We start from the raw sequence: 18,483 nt of genomic DNA, 5'->3' as shown, positions 1-18,483 counted from the left end.
TAAAACGCAGCTTACGTGCGCTGACGCTTCGGCAATACGTCCTTGAGCTTGGCGTGCATGCTGCGCAAGGTGTTTTCGGTGGCGGACCAATCGATGCAGGCATCGGTGATCGACACGCCGTATTGCAGGTCGGCGAGATCCTTTGGAATCGCCTGGCAGCCCCAGTTCAGGTGGCTTTCAACCATCAGGCCGATGATCGACTGGTTGCCTTCGAGGATCTGGTTGGCGACGTTCTCCATCACCAGCGGTTGCAGGGCCGGGTCCTTGTTGGAGTTGGCGTGGCTGCAGTCGACCATGATGTTCGGCTTGATCTTCGCCTTGTTCAGCGCCTGCTCGCAGAGCGCAACGCTGACCGAATCATAGTTCGGCTTGCCATTACCGCCGCGCAGCACCACGTGACCATAGGCGTTGCCCTTGGTGGTGACGATCGACACGCCACCTTCCTGGTTGATGCCGAGGAAACGGTGCGGGCTGGATACCGACTGCAAGGCGTTGATCGCCACGGTCAGGCCGCCGTCGGTGCCGTTCTTGAAGCCGACGGCCGAGGACAGGCCGGAAGCCATTTCGCGGTGAGTCTGCGATTCGGTGGTACGCGCGCCGATGGCCGACCAGCTGATCAGATCCTGCAGATACTGCGGGGAGATCGGGTCGAGGGCTTCGGTCGCGGTCGGCAGGCCTTTCTCGGCCAGGTCGAGCAGCAACTGACGACCGATGTGCAGACCGTCCTGGATCTTGAACGAGTCGTCCAGATACGGATCGTTGATCAGACCTTTCCAGCCGACAGTGGTACGCGGCTTCTCGAAATACACACGCATGACCAGATACAGGGTGTCGGAGACTTCCTCGGCGAGTACCTTGAGGCGATCGGCGTATTCGTGGGCAGCCTTGATGTCGTGAATCGAGCACGGGCCGATCACGACGAACAGACGGTGGTCGGTGCCATCGAGAATGTTGCGAATGACTTCGCGGCCCTTGGTGACGGTGCGCAGGGCGGCGTCGCTCAGGGGGATATCACGCTTGAGCTGATCGGGAGTGATCAGGGTCTCGTTAGAGGCGACGTTTAGGTCGTTGATCGGTAAATCAGCCATCGTTTACTCGTCAGGTCACGGGTGCCGGCCGCCAGCGATCCCCGCGCGGCGGAGCACAGCAGATTTAGCGCGTCGGGGGAGCCGAACCTTAGCGCGTCAGAGGCGGCTCGACAATGGGCAAACCGTGCTTTAGTCCAGCGCTGGCTGCGCAAAAGCCTTGCGCAGGTTGTCGTGGGAGAACTCTTCGGCATGCTCCTCGACCCATTGCAGGGCCAGCGCCTGACTATCCTGCAGATCGTCGTGGCTTTCCTGCATGCGCGAATAGCGTTCGATCTGACACACCTGCTCACCCATTCGCGCGCTGAACAGGGTCTGTTCGTCAGTGAAGGCGATGCCCACCAGATAGCCTTTTTTACGGCGCAGACACCAGGCCACGTAGCCCGGGCAACAGAAGTCGGCATTCAGCGTCGGCATGCGTACTTGCAGTGCAGTGCCGTGGCGCCAGGCGCGGTGGTAATTGCAAGCGATGCCGCCGAGGCTGATAGTGTGCAGCTGTTGTCTGGAAATGCATTCAGGCTTGAGTAACGTCAATTCAACCGGCACTTCGTCCGGATGAGGAATGAAACGTCCCATGAGCACAGACTCCCTGTGTCGGCCATCTGACATTGTTTCCCCCAGTATAGTGGTCGAATCCGAGCTGACTGACTTCGACGCCGACCAGCGGCTGCTGGCGATGCGCGGGGTTTCTCTGGTGATCTTTACCAGCGTCGGCTGCGCCAGTTGTCGTTATGCCCGCGAGGTGTTGCCGGGCATGCCGCTGGCGATCGATCGGCTGTGCTGGATTGACGCCGGCGACAATGGCGGGCTGGTCGAGCGTTATCAGGTGTTTCATTTGCCGGCGCTGTTTGTGGTGCGCGACGGCGAGTTCTTTGGCGCAGTGCACACTCGTCTGACGGTTGCCGAGGTCAATCAGGCTGTGGCGCAGGCGCTGGGTCGAATTGCAGAGGAGTTGCCATGAGCGAGACAGTCAGCAAACCGGTGGTGGGGATTATCGGCACCGGTGCAATCGGCGGATTCTACGGGGTGATGCTGGCGCGTGCCGGTTTCGACGTGCACTTTTTGTTGCGCAGCGAATTCTCGGCGGTGGCTGAGCGCGGTTTGCAGATCAACAGTGCGGTGCACGGGCCGTTGACGCTGAATCCGGCCAATGCCTATTCCGCTGCCGAAGACATGCCGCCCTGTGACTGGCTGCTGGTCGGCACCAAGACCACCAGCAACGCCGGTCTGGCCCCGGCGATCATTCAGGCCGCCAAGCCTGACGCCAAGGTGCTGTTGCTGCAGAACGGTCTGGATGTCGAAGACAGCCTGCGGCCACTGTTGCCGGATTCGCTGCATCTGCTCGGTGGTCTGTGCCTGATCTGCGTGCACCGCGAGGGGCCGGGGCAGATTACCCATCAGGCCCTTGGCGCGGTGAATGTCGGTTATCACAGCGGCTCGGCCATTGATGAAGTAGCGCGCATGGCGATCGTCGAGGAGGGCGCCGGACTGTTCCGTGCCGCCGGCATCGACTCGCAGGCGATGGCCAACCTGCATCAGGCGCGCTGGCAGAAACTGGTGTGGAATATTCCCTATAACGGACTTTCAGTATTGCTCGGCGCGGGAACGGAAGCGCTGATGGCCGATGCCGACAGCCGCCTGTCGATTCAGGCGTTGATGGCCGAAGTGGTGCTGGGCGCCAAGGCCTGTGGATACGAGATCCCGCCCGGCTATGCCGAGTACCTGTTCACCATGACGGAAAAAATGCCCGATTACTGGCCGAGCATGTACCACGACTTTGCACACAAACGCCCGCTGGAGCTGGAGGCGATTTACGCCCGGCCACTGGCGGCGGCGAAAGCGGCGGGCTGCGAGTTGCCGCGCATCGAGGCGCTGTATCGCCATTTGGGTTTTATCGACCGACGCAATACCTGAGTCGGTTGTTCTGGGGGAAGGCATGGCCAATAACATCGATGACAAACTGGTGCTGGCGATTTCCTCGCGCGCCTTGTTCGACCTGAGCGAAAGCCACAAGGTCTACCTGTCGAGCGGCGTCGAAGCCTATCGGCAATATCAGATCGAGCACGAGGACGAAATCCTCGCGCCGGGCGATGCGTTCCCGCTGGTGGAAAAACTCCTGAGCCTGAACAGCCGCCTCGGCCGCGCGCGGGTCGAGGTGATTCTGGTTTCCCGTAACAGCGCCGACACCGGGCTGCGCGTGTTCAATTCGATTCATCATTACGGTCTTGCTATTTCTCGTGCGGCGTTCGTCGGTGGGCGCAGTCCGTACCCTTATCTGAAAGCGTTTGGCTGCGACCTGTTTCTCTCGACCCACGCCGAAGACGTGCGTGCGGCGCTGGACGCCGGGTTCGCCGCCGCCACGATTCTGTCCGGTGGCGCGAGCCGTGCGGCCAGTGATGAATTACGTATTGCCTTCGACGGTGACGCGGTGATCTTTTCCGACGAGTCCGAGCGCGTCTATCAGTCCGGCGGCCTGGAAGCGTTTCAGGCCAAGGAACGCGAATCGGCACGCGAGCCATTGCGTGGTGGGCCGTTCAAGGGCTTCCTGGCAGCGCTCAATCTGTTGCAGCGCGAGTTTCCCGATGACGATTGCCCGATCCGCACGGCGCTGGTGACCGCCCGTTCGGCGCCGGCCCATGAGCGAGTGATTCGCACCTTGCGGGAATGGGATATCCGCCTCGATGAATCGCTGTTTCTCGGTGGCCTGACCAAATCGGCGTTCCTCGAAGCCTTCGCCGCTGACGTGTTCTTCGATGACCAGACCGGTCATTGCGAGCTGGCTCGCGAAGTGGTCGCCACCGGCCACGTGCCCCACGGCATCAGCAACGAACCGCCGATCTAGAGCCTTTTCATTCAGGACGTTGCGTCGCACGTCGTACTCGCCAAGGCACTGCTAAGCTGAATCAATCTCCGCCATCGTTGGCTCGCGAGGAGGTCCCATGATTCGCTCAATGCTGTATGCCACCGACCTCGGTCTGTACGCACCGTTCGTGATGCAGCATGCCCTGGCCTTGGCGCGCACCTTCAATGCCGATCTTTATGTAGTACACGCGGTGGAACCCATGGGCCTGTTCGCCGAGTCAGTGCTGCAAAGCTATCTCGACGAACAGGCATTGAACGAATTCCATAGTCAGGGTCTGAAAACAGTCATTGCCAATATCGAACAGCGGGTGCTCGACAGCTTTCGTGAAGAACTGGGGGACGACGGCGAACAGGATCTGCAGCGCATTCGCGCGGTGCGCGTGCTCCAGGGTGATCCGTCGCAGGTGATTCTCGACCAGGTGCACAAACTCTCGGTCGATCTGCTGATCGTCGGCAGTCACAGCCATGGTGTCGGTGCGGAAACACCGTTGGGGCGCACGGCGGCGCGGGTCCTGCAATTGGCCAAGGTGCCGGTCTATCTGGTGCCGCTGATGGAACGCCGGCGGCGTGAGGATCGCTGAAGCAGGAATAATGGCGTTTTGATAAAAAAGTTCTAGATTTATTCTTCGAACCATTAATATAGTTATATACCGTCGCTGATGCCCGTGGCGTCTACCTGCTTTGAGGGATTGATATGAAGCTTCAACAACTGCGCTACATCTGGGAAGTGGCGCACCACGACCTCAACGTTTCCGCTACCGCTCAAAGCCTGTACACCTCGCAACCGGGCATCAGTAAGCAGATCCGCCTGCTGGAAGACGAGCTGGGCGTCGAAGTCTTCGCCCGCAGCGGCAAGCACCTGACCCGCGTCACCCCGGCCGGCGAGCGCATCATCACCACCGCTGGCGAGATCCTGCGCAAAGTCGAAAGCATCAAGCAGATTGCCCAGGAATTCTCCAACGAGAAAAAGGGCACCCTGTCGATCGCCACCACCCACACCCAGGCGCGTTATGCGCTGCCGCCGGTGATCAGCAATTTCATCAAGCAATACCCGGACGTGGCCCTGCACATGCATCAGGGCTCGCCGATGCAGATCGCCGAAATGGCCGCTGACGGCACCGTCGATTTCGCCATTGCCACTGAAGCGCTGGAGCTGTTCGGCGATCTGGTGATGATGCCGTGCTACCGCTGGAACCGCTGCGTGGTCGTACCCCATGGCCACCCGCTGACCAAGCTGCCGAAGCTGACTCTCGAAGCGCTGGCCGAACACCCGATTGTTACTTACGTGTTCGGTTTCACCGGCCGTTCCAAGCTCGACGAAGCCTTCAGCCATCGTGGCCTGACGCCGAAAGTGGTGTTCACCGCTGCTGACGCCGACGTGATCAAAACCTACGTGCGTCTGGGGCTGGGCGTAGGCATCGTGGCTAAAATGGCCGTCGATACCAAACTCGATAACGACCTGGTGGTGCTGGATGCCAGCGAGCTGTTCGAGTCGAGCATCACCAAGATCGGTTTCCGTCGTGGCACCTTCCTGCGTGGCTTCATGTGCGACTTCATCGAGAAATTCGCCCCGCACCTGACCCGCGAAGTCATGGCCAAGGCCATTCAGTGCCACAACAAGCAAGAGCTCGAAGAGCTGTTCGACGGCGTCGAACTGCCCGTTCACTAAGCACCCGCTTCAGAGCACCTCGGTGACAGCAAACTGTTGCCGGGTGCCCGCCACCAGAATCTCCACCTGATCGCCCTCGAACTTGCCCAGCAGGCTTTTGCCCAGCGGCGAGCGCGGGGTGATGACGGTAACCGGCTGACCCACCACGTCGACTTTCAGCCCCGCCGCATCCGGCGCCAGAAACAGCCATTGCTCGCGACCCTTTTCGTCCTCCAGACCGAGCAGGGCGCCGACTTCGATGCCGCGATTTTCGTCGTAGGCACGCAACGTCAGGTTCTGGCACAGCGCCAGTGACTGACGAATCTCCTCAACCCGCTTCGCCTGACCCGCCGCCAGATATGACGCTTCCAGCCCCAGCGTGTCGTACTTGTTTTCGGCGATGTTTTCTTCGTGGGTCGCGGTTTCGTAAGCGGTTTGCGCAGCGCGTTCGGCGATGTCGAGGTCGATGCGCAGCTTGTCGAGAATCAACTGGTGGACGCTGTGTTTGTTCATGATCAATCGCAGAATTGCAAAACGTTGGCGCGGCTCTTTTCGGTCGGCGCGGTCTGGTCCTGCTGCAGCCAGAACTGGCATTTCGGGTTCGACGCATTGCGCGAATTGGCGCGCGCCTGGTCCAGTCGGGCCTGCTGTTCATTCTTGCGCAGGTTTTCTTCGTACTGTTGGAACAGCGGCGTTGGCGGCGGTGCGACGTCCGGCTGTGGCTCGACTGCAACTGGCGGATTGGCCAATTGCTGCACCGCTTGAGCCACCGGGGCCAATTGCTCGGGAAAGATGAAGCGCGATAGCAGCCAGCAGGTCAGCGCAATCGCCAGGAACCCCAGCCACAGGCCCAGCGCAATGCTGCCGGTCAGATGCAGCGCGCTAAGCTGAACAGGCAAGGGACGACGCGGATTCGGACGGTAGGGCATGGCGGCCTCCTGGCGGATGGTTGCGGGCAAGTGGCGATTGTCGCACGAAGATTAATCGCCGTCGGCTCTTCTGCGCGAGCGCATTTATGCGGACAATCGAGGTCTTTTGCCAACGGGAGAACGGCATGCCTGAAGCGAAACCCCGCTGGGACATTTTCTGCACCGTGGTCGATAACTTCGGTGACATCGGCGTGACCTGGCGCCTGGCCCGGCAACTGGTGGCCGAACATGCCTTGCCGGTGCGCCTGTGGGTGGATGATCTACGCGCGTTCGAGCGCCTCTGTCCTGAGATCGATGTCGATGTTGTGCAGCAATGGCAGCAGGGCGTCGAGGTGCGTCAGTGGCCGAGCGAATGGCCGCACGCCGAGGCGGCCGACGTAGTCATCGCCGCCTTCGCCTGTCAGTTGCCCACTGATTACATGGACAGCATGGCTGCGCGGGAAACGCCGCCGCTATGGCTCAACCTCGATTATCTCAGCGCCGAAGACTGGGTCACCGGCTGCCATGGCTTGCCGTCGGTGAAATACAAATCGGTGCAGAAGTTCTTCTTCTTTCCGGGCTTCAAGCCGGGCACCGGTGGCCTGCTGCGCGAATGCGGACTGCTCGAACAGCGTCGGCAGTTTCAGAAGGATCGGCCGGCTCAGCAACATTTCCTGCAAGACCTGGGTATTGATCCCGCGCCCGATGCGCAACTGATCTCGCTGTTTGCTTATGAAAATGCCGGGTTGGCCAGTTGGCTGGATGTGCTGGCGGCCGACGCACAGGCGACTCACCTGCTGGTACCGGAAGGGCGGATCCTCGGCGATGTGGCGCGCTGGCTGGGCGTGGAAACCTTGATGGTCGGTGCGATTCATGTGCGCGAGTCCCTGACCGTGCAAGTGCTGCCGTTCGTCCGTCAGGATCAATACGACCATCTGCTGTGGTGCTGCGATTTCAACGCGGTGCGCGGTGAAGACTCATTCGTGCGCGCGCAATGGGCGGGGCGGCCGATGCTCTGGCACATCTATCAGCAGGACGATGACATCCATCTGGACAAGCTCGACGCTTTCCTCGCGCTCTACACTCACGGCCTTTCCCCCGCTGCGGCGCAGGCGATGAACGGTCTGTGGCGAGCGTGGAGCGCCGGGCAACCGATCGGCGAGCACTGGCTGGCGGTGCGAAGTCATCGGCCGGAACTCGAGAAAAATGCCGAGGCATGGTGTCTGGAACAGGCCTTGCAGGCGGATCTTGCCACGGCGCTGGTACAGTTTTATGTAAATTGGATATGATACGCGGCCTAGATTTTTGTAAATCCCATCCAAATTCGGATATTCGCAATGAAAACTGGTAAAGAACTCAAACCCGGTACCGTGATCCGTATCGACAACGATCCTTGGCTGGTTCAGAAAGCTGAATTCACCAAGTCGGGCCGTAACAGCGCGATCATGAAGACCAAGCTGAAGAACCTGCTGACCGGTTACAAGACCGAAACCGTTTACGGTGCGGACGACAAACTGGACGACGTGATCCTGGATCGTAAAGAAGCCACCCTGTCGTTCATCAGCGGTGACACCTACACGTTCATGGACACCACTGACTACACCATGTACGAGCTGAACGCCGAAGACATCGAAAGCGTTCTGCCTTTCGTTGAAGAAGGCATGACCGACGTTTGCGAAGCCGTGTTCTTCGAAGAGCGTCTGGTTTCCGTAGAGCTGCCGACCACCATCGTGCGTCAGGTTGACTACACCGAAGGCTCCGCTCGCGGTGACACTTCCGGCAAGGTGATGAAGCCTGCCAAACTGAAGAACGGTACCGAGCTGTCGGTTGCCGACTTCATCGAAATCGGCGACATGATCGAGATCGATACCCGCGAAGGCGGTTCCTACAAAGGCCGTGCGAAATAAGCACTGCTTTTTGCGGAAAGAAAAAACCCGACCATTGAGTCGGGTTTTTTTGTGCCTGCGCTTTGAGTTTCACACCTGTCCCATGTGGGAGCGAGCCTGCTCGCGAATGCGGTGTGTCATTCAATGAAGCGCTGTCTGACGGGACGCTTTCGCGAGCAGGCTCGCTCCCACAATGGGACTGTGGTTATTTCAAGTGTTGCTTCAGTTCTTCAGACGCCTGCAACATCGCCGACCGCACCGCCGGTACATGGCTGACCACGTTGAGCAAACCGTAATCGTGAATCATGCCGTTGTAGCGCACCGACGTAACCGGTACTCCGGCTTCATCGAGTTTGCGTGCGTAAGCTTCACCTTCATCACGCAGCACGTCGGCGCTGGCAGTCTGCACCAGTGCAGGTGGCAGACCTTTGAGTTGCGCGGTGGTGGCGCGCAGCGGTGAAGCGTAGATCTCGTTACGCTGTTTGGCGTCGGTGGTGTAGTTGTCCCAGAACCACTTCATCATGTTGCGGGTGAGGAAGTGCCCTTCGGCGTACTGGTTGTACGAACCGGTGTCGAAGTTGGCATCGGTCACCGGCCACAGCAGTACCTGGAATTTGATCGCCGGGGTGCCCTTGTCCTTGGCCATCAGTGCAACCACTGCGGCCATGTTGCCGCCGACGCTGTTGCCGGCCACGGCCAGGCGCTTGCCATCGACGTTGATCTCTTTGCCGTGTTCCGCCACCCATTTGGTCGCAGCGTAGGCCTGGTTGATCGCCACCGGGTAATGCGCTTCCGGCGAAGGGGTGTAATTGACGAACACCGCCGCCGCACCCGAACCGACCACCAGATCGCGCACCAGACGTTCGTGAGTCGGGAAGTCCCCCAGCACCCAGCCGCCGCCGTGGAAGAACATGAACACCGGCAGCTCACCCTTGACCCCGGCCGGCCGGACGATGGTCAGGCTCAGCGGTTGACCATCGACCTGCACCGTTTTCTCGCTGACATCGGCTTTGGGCAACGTCAACTTGACCCCGGACTGCGCGCCGACCAGCACGGCGCGGGCATCCTTGGGCGACAGCTGCTCGATCGGCTTGCCGCTGCCTGAGTTCAGCGCATCGAGAAATGCCTGGGTGTTGTGTTCGACATCACCGGCGAAAGCGCTGTGTACCGACAGGGCGAGAAGGGTACCGGTCAAGACTTTGCTGAAAGTGTTCATGTTCATTTTTCCTTGTTCGGGCCGGGGGCTTGAGTGATTACACAGTCACGTGCAGACGGACATCGACGTTGCCACGGGTGGCGTTGGAGTACGGGCAGACCTGGTGAGCGGCGTCGACCAGCGACTGCGCATCGGCTTGTTCCAGACCTGGCAGGCTGATGTGCAAATCGATGTCCAGACCGAAACCGCCAGGGATCTGGCCGATGCCGACATGGGCGGTGATCGACGCGTCGTCGGGAATCTTGCGCTTGGTCTGGCTGGCGACGAATTTCAGTGCGCCGATGAAGCAGGCCGAGTAACCGGCAGCAAACAGTTGCTCAGGGTTGGTCGCCGCACCGCCAGCACCGCCAAGTTCTTTCGGAGTGGCCAGTTTGACGTCCAGTACGTTGTCGCTGGAGATCGCACGACCGTCACGGCCGCCAGTGGAAGTTGCGATTGCGGTGTAGAGAGTTTGCATGGTGTGAGCCTCATGGGTTGTGGTTATGTGCGCTAATTGTTTGCGCGCTAAGTAGGTGTGAAGAGAATGTATAGCGCTAATGTTTAGTGCGCAAGATAAATTTTTAATAAAAATCGCGTTCTGCTCAAGGGCATAGCGTGTAAGGGGCGGGTAAGGCCTGATTTAGAGCGCTTGACGAGGGAATTCAGGCGGGAAAAATATTTTTGTTGGCGCTGAAATCACTGTGGGAGCGAGCCTGCTCGCGAAGGCGGTGGAACATTCAACGACTCGCTGTCTGATCGGACGCTTTCGCGAGCAGGCTCGCTCCCACAGGGGAATGTAGCGGGGCTTAATTCAGGCTGTCTTGCAGATGTCCGCGCAGCGCTTGCAGCTCGGCCTGCAATTTCTGCAGACGTTCAAGGGTGAAGCCACTGGCGCCAAGAATGCACTGCGGCACGGTCTGCGCCTTGTCGCGCAAGGCTCGGCCCGCTGCGGTCAGTTCCACAATCACCACCCGCTCATCTTCGCGACTGCGGGTGCGGCTGAGCAGGCCTTCGGCTTCCAGACGCTTGAGCAATGGCGTCAGCGATCCCGGATCGGTCAGCAGGCGTGCGCTGATTTCTCCGACAGTCAGACCGTCCTTCTCCCACAGCACCATCATCGCCAGATATTGCGGATAGGTCAGGCCCAGCGCCTGCAACAGCGGCTTGTAGACCTTGGTCATCATCAGCGAGGTCGAGTGCAGGGCGAAGCACGCCTGATTGTCGAGCAGAAGGTCGTCGCAGTTGTCGCGTTCGGAAGTCATGTCAAAGCCTTGATCGTTGATCGTTTTTTAATCTAGCGCTCGAATCTTTAAGGCGCCAGATAAATATGTCCGGCCTCAGTGCCGGGCGAATTGCCGTTGCAACGCCAGATCCCACGGCGGCACCGGACTGAAGCGGGTTTTCAGATATTCCAGCAATAACCGACTGCGCGAATGGACCTGCTGTTCCATGCGCAGCGCGTAAATGCCGGTGGACTCCGGCGGCGGCAGGCCATTTTCGCAGAACAGTGGCACCAGTTCGCCACGCAGCAGGTATTCGCTGGCCAGCCAGGTCGGCAAGTGTGCGACGCCCAGACCCGCCGCCGCGCCACACGCCAGAGCTTCGGCATTGTTGGCGCTCAGGCGCACCCGCGATGGCCGGTGCAATTGCATTTGCCCGTCCACTTCGAATTTCCAGGCAAACGGCGGCGCAAGGCCCTCCCAGTCGAGCCCGTCGTGTTCACTCAACTGCTCCGGATGCTCGGGCACGCCACGCTGCTTCAAATAGTCAGGGCTGGCACAGGCCACGCGGACCATGCTCGCCAATGGCGTGGCGACCAGGCGCGAGTCAGCCAACTGGCCGGTACGCAGCACCAGATCGACCTTGCCCAGGCTGCTGCCGGCCATGTCGCTGAAGCTGTCGATCAGGTGCATCTGCACATCCAGTCCCGGATACAGCAGGAGAAAATCGGCAATCACCGGCGCCAGATGCCGGCGCCCGAAGGCTGCTGGCGCATCGATGCGGATCAGGCCTTCCGGTGCGCTGCTCAACGACACCGCTTCGGCACGTGCCAGTTGCAACTCGGCGATGATCCGTCGCGCCCGTTCGGCGAAGGCCAGGCCGGCCGAAGTCGGCAGCACGGCATGGGTGCTGCGTACGAACAGCTGACTGCCGACGGCACTTTCCAGGCTGTCGATGCGCCGGGCTACGGCGGAAGGTGTCAGCGGATGGCGGCGCGAAGCGGCAGAAAAGCTGCCACTCTCCAGCACATCGAGAAACAGGCCGAGCTGATCGGTCAATTGGTTGGGATTCATGGAAATCACGCTTGTGCAAAATCGGCATAGCCATTGTGCGTTGCTATGCGTTTCCCCGCTAGGCGCGAGTGCGTAGCATTGGCCGCCTGTCGTTAGAGGATTACCGTTGTGATGGATTTTCTGTTGTACCTGCTGTTCGGCGCCGCCCTTGGCACATTGGGCGGGATCTTTGGCATTGGCGGTGGCTTGATTGCGATTCCGTTGCTTGGCGTGTGGTTCGGGCTTGATCAGCAAATCGCCCAAGGCACGGCGCTGGTGATGGTTGTACCGAACGTGATGCTGGCGCTGTGGCGTTATCACCAGCGCAATCGCATCGAATTGCGCCATGCGCTGCCGCTGGCGGTGATGGGTTTCTGCTTTGCCTGGCTCGGCTCGATCTGGGCGGTGGGCATCGATGCGCAGACCATGCGCATCGGCTTTGTCGCCTTTCTGGTGGCGCTGTCGGCCTACAACCTGTTGAAGATGTTCGGCCCACGACCAGCGCCGACTGCCGAGATGCGCTATTCGTGGCCGTGGCTGGGCGTGCTCGGCGCCGCCTCGGGGACCATGGGCGGTCTGTTCGGCGTCGGCGGCGCCGTGGTCGCCACGCCGGTGTTGACCAGCCTGTTCGGCACCAGCCAAGTGGTTGCTCAGGGCTTGTCGCTGGCGCTGGCCCTGCCGAGCACTGGTGTAACTCTGGTGACCTACGCCGTGCACCATGAAGTCGACTGGATGATCGGTCTGCCTCTGGCGGTCGGTGGTCTGCTCAGCATCAGTTGGGGCGTGAAAGTTGCCCACGCCATGCCGGAAAAAATTCTGCGTGGGCTGTTTTGCGGCTTCCTCGTGCTGTGTGCGGTGATGCTCGCGTTTAAAGTTTGAAGCCCTCGACAATGTGTTCGGCCAGGCACTCGGTGATCGGCGACGGGTTGTTCAAGTTGCGGATCAGCATGATGCTCGCCTCGGGCAACAGCGGCAGATCTTCGGCGGCGCCAAGTATGCGCATGTCCGGGGTGATCAGGCTTTCCAGTTGCGCGGTGATCGCCAGCCCTGCGCTGACCACGGCCATCAGCGCCGACAGGCTGCTGCTGTTGTAGGCGATGCGGTAATCGCGGCCCATCGCGTCCAGCGCATTGCACGCCCACAGGCGGCAGAAACAATCACTGTTGAACATCGCCAGGGGCAGCGGCGTCTGTTCGTGGGCGCTGAAGTTCTGCGCCTCGGCCCAGACAAAGCGCTCCTTGCGCAGCAACTGGCCGATCTCGTTGCCCGGCTCACGGGTGACGATCGACAAATCCAGATCAGTGCGCTGCAACAGTTGTTTGGTCGATTCGCAATGCACCTCGATCTGGATCAGCGGATAGAACTGCGCAAACCGCGACAGGATTCCCGGCAGAAAACGCATCACATAATCATCCGGCGTACCGATGCGCACGGTGCCGACCATGTGCGGCTCGCGCAGGGTGTTGAACACCTCACTGTGCAGTTTGAGGATGCGCCGTGCATAACCGAGCAGCACCTGGCCTTCGGCCGTCAAGCGCACCTGGCGTCCATCGCGCTCGAACAGCTGGCGCTGCAACACGTCTTCTTCCAGGCGTTTCATCTGCATGCTCACCGCCGACTGGGTGCGGTTGACCATCTCGCCGGCACGGGTGAAACCGCCCTGATCGGCAATCGCGACGAAGGTGCGCAGGACATCGGTATCGATACTGGGGTAGGCGGACAATTGATGAATCTCCGTGATGCATGCCATCAGAAACATTCGTTGGATTGATCTTAGCGCTGGCGCGAGACTTGAGCCATCCACAGAAGGAGGCAATACGATGAAAGGTCAAAGAGAGTATGCAAGCGAAGAACAGCTGTCCGGCCACGGCCATATCGTGTCCGATCTGCTGCACAAATTCAGCCGCTGGTATGAGCTGCATCGTGAACGGGAAATGCTCGCCGGTCTGAGCGATGAGGCGCTGAAGGACATCGGCATCAGCCGCGCCGATGTCGAACACGAAACCGTGCGGCCGTTCTGGGACGACCCGATGCATAAATGATGAGGCTATCGCTACACAAACCCCTTTCAGGTGAGGTAGGTTGCGAGCAGACATGGAGAAATAAATGCCCGCGACAGTGTCCTTTTCCCTCAAACAGGCGCGACGTCTGGCGCTAGCTGCCCAAGGGTTCAACGGGCGCCAGCCGCCGAACGTCAATGCCAGTCATCTCAACCGACTGATCGAACGGCTGGGCCTGCTGCAAATCGATTCCGTCAATGCCGTGGTGCGCTCGCACTACCTGCCGCTGTTTTCCCGTCTCGGTTGCTATCCATCTGACTTGCTCGACCAGGCTGCCTGGAGTTCGGGCCGTCGGCGCACGCTGTTCGAATACTGGGGCCATGAAGCGTCGTTGCTGCCGCTGTCGATGTTTCCGTTGCTGCGCTGGCGCATGCAGCGGGCCAAGCGTGGCGAAGACATCTATCAGCAATTGGCGAGGTTTGGTCGCGAACAACAGGAAACCATCCGCCGCGTGCTGACTGCGGTTGAGGAGCGGGGCGCGCTTGGCGCCGGCAGTCTGTCGACCCGCGAAGACAAGGCCGGGCCATGGTGGGACTGGAGTGCCGAGAAACATGCGCTGGAATGGTTGTTCGCCGCCGGTGAGGTCACAGTGGCGGGGCGACGCGGTTTCGAGCGTTTGTACGATTTGCCCGAGCGGGTGATTCCGGCAGCGATTCTGCAGCAGCCCCAACCGGGTGAGGCCGAGGCGCAACGCAGTTTACTGTTGCATGCGGCGCAAGCGTTGGGCGTTGGTACGGAAAGAGACCTGCGTGATTACTTTCGCCTGAGCCCTGCGGATGCGCGGCCGCGTCTGGCTGAACTGGTTGAGGCGGGGCAATTGCAGATGTGCGAAGTCGCCGACTGGCGGCAGATCGCCTATTGCCTGCCGGAGCCCAAAGTGCCGCGCAAGGTCATTGCCAGTGCGCTGCTGTCGCCGTTCGACTCGCTGATCTGGGAGCGCAGCCGCACCGAGCGCCTGTTTGATTTCCGCTATCGCCTGGAAATCTACACACCGCAGCCCAAGCGCGTGTATGGCTATTACGTGCTGCCGTTTTTGCACAACGAGCGGATCGCCGCGCGGGTTGATCTGCGTGCCGAACGGGCGGCAGGGCAGTTGGCGGTGCATGCGGTGCATGAGGAAGAATCGGGACTGGACGAGGAGGGGATGCTGGCGCTGGCGCTGAATTTGCGGCGGATGGCGGGTTGGCTGGGTTTGGCGCGGGTGCAGTTGAATTGTCAGCGCGAGAGTGCGGGCCGGTTGCGGGGAGCATTGGCGCAGATGGAGGGGGCCTGAGCTGGCGCCTTCGCGAGCAGGCTCGCTCCCACAGGGAAACGCATTGCAAATGTGGGAGCGAGCCTGCTCGCGAAGGGAGGCGACGCGGTCTAACGGCGGACTTGCTTCAGGGTCTCGGCAATCAAAAACGCCAATTCCAGCGACTGATCGGCATTCATCCGTGGATCGCAGTGGGTGTGATAACGGTCGGACAAGCCATCCTCGGTAATCGGTCGGGCGCCGCCGATGCACTCGGTGACATTCTGCCCGGTCATCTCGATATGAATGCCGCCGGCATAACTGCCTTCCGCTTCGTGCACCTGGAAAAACTGCTTCACCTCGCCAAGGATCTGCGCGAAGTCACGGGTCTTGTAGCCGCTGCTGGCCTTGATGGTGTTGCCGTGCATCGGGTCGGAGCTCCACAGCACTTGCTTGCCTTCGCGCTGGACCGCGCGGATCAGTGCCGGTAGATGATCGCCGACCTTGTTCGCACCCATCCGCGCGATCAGGTTCAAACGCCCCGGATCGTTGTCCGGGTTGAGCACGTCGATCAGGCGGATAAGATCATCGGGGTCCATGCTCGGGCCGACCTTGACGCCGATCGGGTTGTTCACCCCGCGCAGGAATTCAACGTGCGCGCCGTCGAGCTGACGCGTGCGGTCGCCGATCCACAGCATGTGCGCCGAGCAATCGTAGTAATCGTTGGTCAGGCTGTCGCGGCGCACGAAGGCTTCTTCGTAGTTCAGCAGCAAGGCTTCGTGGGCGGTGAAGAAACTGGTTTCGCGCAGTTGCGGCGAGCTGTCCATGCCGCAGGCGCGCATGAATGCCAAAGTTTCATCGATGCGGTCGGCGAGATGGCTGTACTTCTCGGCCAGCGCCGAGTTGGCGATGAAATCCAGGTTCCACTTGTGCACTTGGTGCAGGTCGGCAAAACCGCCCTGAGCGAAAGCGCGTAACAGGTTCAAGGTCGCTGTGGACTGATGATAGGACTGCAGCAAACGCTCTGGATCCGGCACGCGGCTCTTTTCGTCGAAGCCGATGCCGTTGACGATGTCGCCGCGATAGGCCGGCAGGGTCACGCCGCCGATGGTTTCGTCGTTGGCCGAACGCGGCTTGGCGAACTGACCCGCCATGCGCCCGACCTTGACCACTGGGCAACCGGCAGCGAAGGTCATGACGATCGCCATCTGCAGCAACACTTTAAAGGTGTCGCGAATCTTCGCTGCGGAGAATTCAGCGAAGCTTTCCGCGCAATCGCCGCCCTGCAACAGAAACGCGCGACCCTGGGTAACTTCGGCGAACTGGCGGCGCAGCTCGCGCGCTTCGCCGGCGAACACCAGCGGCGGATAGCTGGCCAGGGTTTGCTCGACCTGGCGCAGGTGCGCGGCGTCGGGGTATTGCGGTTGTTGCTGGATCGGCAGGGCGCGCCAGCTGTCAGGGCTCCACGGTTGGCTCATCACGGTCTCGAAGTTCGTACGCAGGGAAGCGCCATGTTAGCAGCAATTAGTGCGTGACCTGCTCCCGCCCCATCGCCGACAATCGCCGCTTTGCCACGGCGCCACAGCGGTGCCATCGCGTCACCGCGCCCGGTGACCATCAGGAGACGAAATGACTGAGGAGCGCGTCGAGCATCTGCTCGCCGAAGTACAGGATGAGTTCGGCGTGATTCGCGTGCTGGAAGTGGCCGATTACCGCTTTCTCGAGTTCGGCGATGCGATCGAGCAGAGCTGCGTGTTCACTGCCGACCCGAGCTGGCTGGAGTACGACTACACCCGCGCCATGCTGATCGGTGCGCTGTGCCACGAGCAGCCGGAGAGCGCGCTGTTTCTCGGTTTGGGTGCGGGCACACTGACCCAGGCTTGCCTGAAGTTTCTGCCGCTCGAAGACGTCGAGGCCATCGAACTGCGCCCGGACGTGCCGCGCCTGGCCATTGAATACCTCGGTCTGGATGATGATCCGCGTTTGTACATCCGCGTCGGCGATGCGCTGGAATTGCTGCCGACTGCCGAGCCGGCGGATCTGATTTTCGTCGACCTCTATACCGATGTCGGCCCCGGGGTCGGGCATCTGGCCTGGAGTTTTCTCGGCGATTGTCAGAAGCGCCTGAATCCGGGCGGCTGGCTGGTGATCAACCAGTGGGCCACCGACGATGGCAAGCCACTGGGCGCGGCATTGTTGCGCGGCCTCTATCACCGGCATTACTGGGAATTGCCGGTGAAGGAGGGCAACGTGATTCTGATTATCCCGGCGGATCTCGATCAGGCGCTGGACATGCAGGCGCTGACCCAACGAGCCGAAGCGCTGGCGCCGCAGTTGGGGTACTCGTTGCAGTCGTTGATCAACGCGATTCGCCCGGCGACCTGAGCCGGCAGTACCGCCCCCTTCGCGAGCAGGCTCGCTCCCATATTTGAAATGCGTTCGACCTGTGGGAGCGAGCCTGCTCGCGAAAAGGCCCTGACAGGCAGCAGATTCTTCACACACCTTTGAAAATCCCTGGCCGCCGCTCCACCAGCGATCTCACCCCCTCCCTGGCATCTTCAGTGGCGAGCAACTTCTTCACCAGCGCCGGTAACGCCTGCGCCGCCGCTGTCTCACCCTCATAACGCGCCTGTCGCGCTGACATCAAGGTCGCCTGCACACCCAGCGGTGCTTGCCGGGCAATCCGTTCGGCCAGTTCGATCGCGCGGGGCAGCAAGTCTTCACTGGCCATCACTTCCTGGACCAAGCCCAGATGCAACGCATCGTGTGCATCAAACTCGTCGCCAGTGAGCAACCAGCGCATCGCATTGCCCCAGCCGGCAATCTGCTGGAAACGCAAAGTCGCCCCGCCAAACGGAAAAATCCCACGCTGCACTTCCATCTGCGCGAAGCGGGTATTGCTCGCGCACAGATTGATGTCCGCCGCCAGCATCAGCTCGATGCCGATAGTCAGGCAGTAACCCTGCGCGGCGACGATTACCGGCTTGCTCACCCGTGGCCCGACGAAAACGCCCCAGGGATCGCACCCGCCTGTCGGAACCTGCCAGCCTTCGGCCAGAGCCGCGCTGGCATTGACCAGATCAAGCCCGGCGGTGAAGTGCTCGCCGTGGCCGAACACCACGGCGACCCGCGCTTCGCGGTCGGCTTCGAACTCGCCGTAGGCCAGGCTCAGGTCGTTGAGCAGGTCGATATCGAAAGCGTTGCGCTTGGCCGCCCGATCGAGGCCGATCAAGTGCACATGACCACGACGTTCTCGGCTGACGCGGCCGGCGCAGGGCTGATTCATGGCTAAATCCTCAAGCGTGAAGGGCGGGTGCGCGGCGCTTTGCCGCAGG

The 18,483-nt window shown here is 60.8% G+C and carries 22 protein-coding genes; 11 read left to right on the top strand and 11 right to left on the bottom strand.

The window, feature by feature from the left end; all coding sequences use genetic code 11:
* Positions 1–11 precede the first annotated feature (11 nt).
* Positions 12–1,088 carry a 3-deoxy-7-phosphoheptulonate synthase gene (locus AB4O45_RS04975; RefSeq protein ID WP_016770878.1) on the bottom strand — a complete coding sequence of 359 codons (1,077 nt, stop codon included), beginning with the start codon at positions 1,086–1,088 and terminating at the stop codon, positions 12–14.
* A 129-nt stretch (positions 1,089–1,217) separates the two neighbouring features.
* Entirely contained in the window at positions 1,218–1,661 is a 444-nt protein-coding gene (locus tag AB4O45_RS04970) for a PilZ domain-containing protein (RefSeq protein WP_150637752.1), read from the bottom strand.
* Between AB4O45_RS04970 and AB4O45_RS04965 the strand changes: the two genes are divergently transcribed.
* The 5 genes from AB4O45_RS04965 to cysB all read left to right on the top strand — a co-directional run bounded on the left by AB4O45_RS04965 (position 1,660) and on the right by cysB (position 5,616).
* Positions 1,660–2,046: a thioredoxin family protein gene (locus AB4O45_RS04965; RefSeq protein ID WP_353187515.1), complete on the top strand. Its 387-nt coding sequence runs from the start codon at positions 1,660–1,662 to the stop codon at positions 2,044–2,046. The genes AB4O45_RS04970 and AB4O45_RS04965 overlap by 2 nt on opposite strands.
* Positions 2,043–2,999, top strand: a complete 957-nt coding sequence (locus AB4O45_RS04960; RefSeq protein ID WP_460094948.1) for a putative 2-dehydropantoate 2-reductase — start codon at positions 2,043–2,045, stop codon at positions 2,997–2,999. The genes AB4O45_RS04965 and AB4O45_RS04960 overlap by 4 nt, the downstream gene beginning before the upstream one ends.
* Before the next feature lie 22 nt (positions 3,000–3,021).
* Positions 3,022–3,927, top strand: a complete 906-nt coding sequence (locus AB4O45_RS04955; protein WP_024013777.1) for a 5'-nucleotidase — start codon at positions 3,022–3,024, stop codon at positions 3,925–3,927.
* A 97-nt stretch (positions 3,928–4,024) separates the two neighbouring features.
* Entirely contained in the window at positions 4,025–4,528 is a 504-nt protein-coding gene (locus AB4O45_RS04950; RefSeq protein WP_016770874.1) for a universal stress protein, read from the top strand.
* A 113-nt stretch (positions 4,529–4,641) separates the two neighbouring features.
* Positions 4,642–5,616: an HTH-type transcriptional regulator CysB gene (gene cysB, locus AB4O45_RS04945; protein WP_423662694.1), complete on the top strand. Its 975-nt coding sequence runs from the start codon at positions 4,642–4,644 to the stop codon at positions 5,614–5,616.
* 9 nt (positions 5,617–5,625) lie between these two features.
* Here cysB and AB4O45_RS04940 read toward each other — a convergent pair whose 3' ends face one another.
* Positions 5,626–6,108 (bottom strand): GreA/GreB family elongation factor, encoded by a 483-nt coding sequence (locus AB4O45_RS04940; protein WP_041478411.1) that lies wholly within the window; start codon positions 6,106–6,108, stop codon positions 5,626–5,628.
* A 2-nt stretch (positions 6,109–6,110) separates the two neighbouring features.
* Positions 6,111–6,524 carry a hypothetical protein gene (locus AB4O45_RS04935; protein ID WP_041478413.1) on the bottom strand — a complete coding sequence of 138 codons (414 nt, stop codon included), beginning with the start codon at positions 6,522–6,524 and terminating at the stop codon, positions 6,111–6,113.
* A 125-nt stretch (positions 6,525–6,649) separates the two neighbouring features.
* On the opposite strand from AB4O45_RS04935, the gene earP reads away from it, so the two are divergent.
* On the top strand, positions 6,650–7,792 hold the full coding sequence (earP, locus tag AB4O45_RS04930) for an elongation factor P maturation arginine rhamnosyltransferase EarP (RefSeq protein ID WP_056788480.1): 1,143 nt from the start codon (positions 6,650–6,652) through the stop codon (positions 7,790–7,792).
* A gap of 48 nt (positions 7,793–7,840) precedes the next feature.
* Complete coding sequence (locus AB4O45_RS04925) at positions 7,841–8,410, top strand: elongation factor P (protein WP_003226785.1); 570 nt, start codon at positions 7,841–7,843, stop codon at positions 8,408–8,410.
* Between the two features lie 184 nt (positions 8,411–8,594).
* Here the strand turns inward: AB4O45_RS04925 and AB4O45_RS04920 are convergent, their stop codons facing one another.
* From AB4O45_RS04920 to AB4O45_RS04905, 4 genes are all read right to left on the bottom strand, one after another.
* Entirely contained in the window at positions 8,595–9,605 is a 1,011-nt protein-coding gene (locus AB4O45_RS04920; protein ID WP_252886609.1) for an alpha/beta hydrolase, read from the bottom strand.
* A gap of 37 nt (positions 9,606–9,642) precedes the next feature.
* Entirely contained in the window at positions 9,643–10,062 is a 420-nt protein-coding gene (locus AB4O45_RS04915; RefSeq protein WP_007940002.1) for an organic hydroperoxide resistance protein, read from the bottom strand.
* Between the two features lie 328 nt (positions 10,063–10,390).
* Entirely contained in the window at positions 10,391–10,846 is a 456-nt protein-coding gene (locus tag AB4O45_RS04910) for a MarR family winged helix-turn-helix transcriptional regulator (protein ID WP_042607887.1), read from the bottom strand.
* A gap of 75 nt (positions 10,847–10,921) precedes the next feature.
* Positions 10,922–11,878: a LysR family transcriptional regulator gene (locus tag AB4O45_RS04905; protein ID WP_252886608.1), complete on the bottom strand. Its 957-nt coding sequence runs from the start codon at positions 11,876–11,878 to the stop codon at positions 10,922–10,924.
* 111 nt (positions 11,879–11,989) lie between these two features.
* On the opposite strand from AB4O45_RS04905, the gene AB4O45_RS04900 reads away from it, so the two are divergent.
* Positions 11,990–12,736, top strand: a complete 747-nt coding sequence (locus tag AB4O45_RS04900) for a sulfite exporter TauE/SafE family protein (protein WP_221264894.1) — start codon at positions 11,990–11,992, stop codon at positions 12,734–12,736.
* Here AB4O45_RS04900 and AB4O45_RS04895 read toward each other — a convergent pair.
* Positions 12,726–13,580 carry a LysR substrate-binding domain-containing protein gene (locus AB4O45_RS04895; protein ID WP_174823892.1) on the bottom strand — a complete coding sequence of 285 codons (855 nt, stop codon included), beginning with the start codon at positions 13,578–13,580 and terminating at the stop codon, positions 12,726–12,728. The genes AB4O45_RS04900 and AB4O45_RS04895 overlap by 11 nt on opposite strands.
* Positions 13,581–13,677: 97 nt before the next feature.
* On the opposite strand from AB4O45_RS04895, the gene AB4O45_RS04890 reads away from it, so the two are divergent.
* Both AB4O45_RS04890 and AB4O45_RS04885 read left to right on the top strand, forming a co-directional pair.
* On the top strand, positions 13,678–13,899 hold the full coding sequence (locus AB4O45_RS04890) for a DUF1127 domain-containing protein (protein ID WP_024013770.1): 222 nt from the start codon (positions 13,678–13,680) through the stop codon (positions 13,897–13,899).
* A gap of 64 nt (positions 13,900–13,963) precedes the next feature.
* A complete protein-coding gene (locus AB4O45_RS04885) occupies positions 13,964–15,190 on the top strand; it encodes a winged helix-turn-helix domain-containing protein (RefSeq protein WP_460161137.1) in 1,227 nt (408 codons plus the stop codon).
* Positions 15,191–15,279: 89 nt separating this feature from the next.
* On the opposite strand, the gene AB4O45_RS04880 is transcribed toward AB4O45_RS04885, so the two are convergent.
* Complete coding sequence (locus tag AB4O45_RS04880; RefSeq protein ID WP_095182202.1) at positions 15,280–16,626, bottom strand: class II 3-deoxy-7-phosphoheptulonate synthase; 1,347 nt, start codon at positions 16,624–16,626, stop codon at positions 15,280–15,282.
* Between the two features lie 151 nt (positions 16,627–16,777).
* Here AB4O45_RS04880 and AB4O45_RS04875 point away from each other — a divergent pair, with 151 nt between their 5' ends.
* Entirely contained in the window at positions 16,778–17,533 is a 756-nt protein-coding gene (locus tag AB4O45_RS04875; RefSeq protein WP_056788491.1) for a spermidine synthase, read from the top strand.
* 109 nt (positions 17,534–17,642) lie between these two features.
* On the opposite strand, the gene AB4O45_RS04870 is transcribed toward AB4O45_RS04875, so the two are convergent.
* Positions 17,643–18,434, bottom strand: coding sequence for a crotonase/enoyl-CoA hydratase family protein (locus tag AB4O45_RS04870; RefSeq protein WP_056788494.1), 792 nt, complete (start codon positions 18,432–18,434; stop codon positions 17,643–17,645).
* Positions 18,435–18,483: the final 49 nt, after the last annotated feature.

This window comes from Pseudomonas sp. S2_B10 (assembly GCF_054668425.1).
The sequence above is the reverse complement of the archived record's forward strand: the minus strand, read 5'-3'. Positions and strand labels throughout refer to the sequence as shown.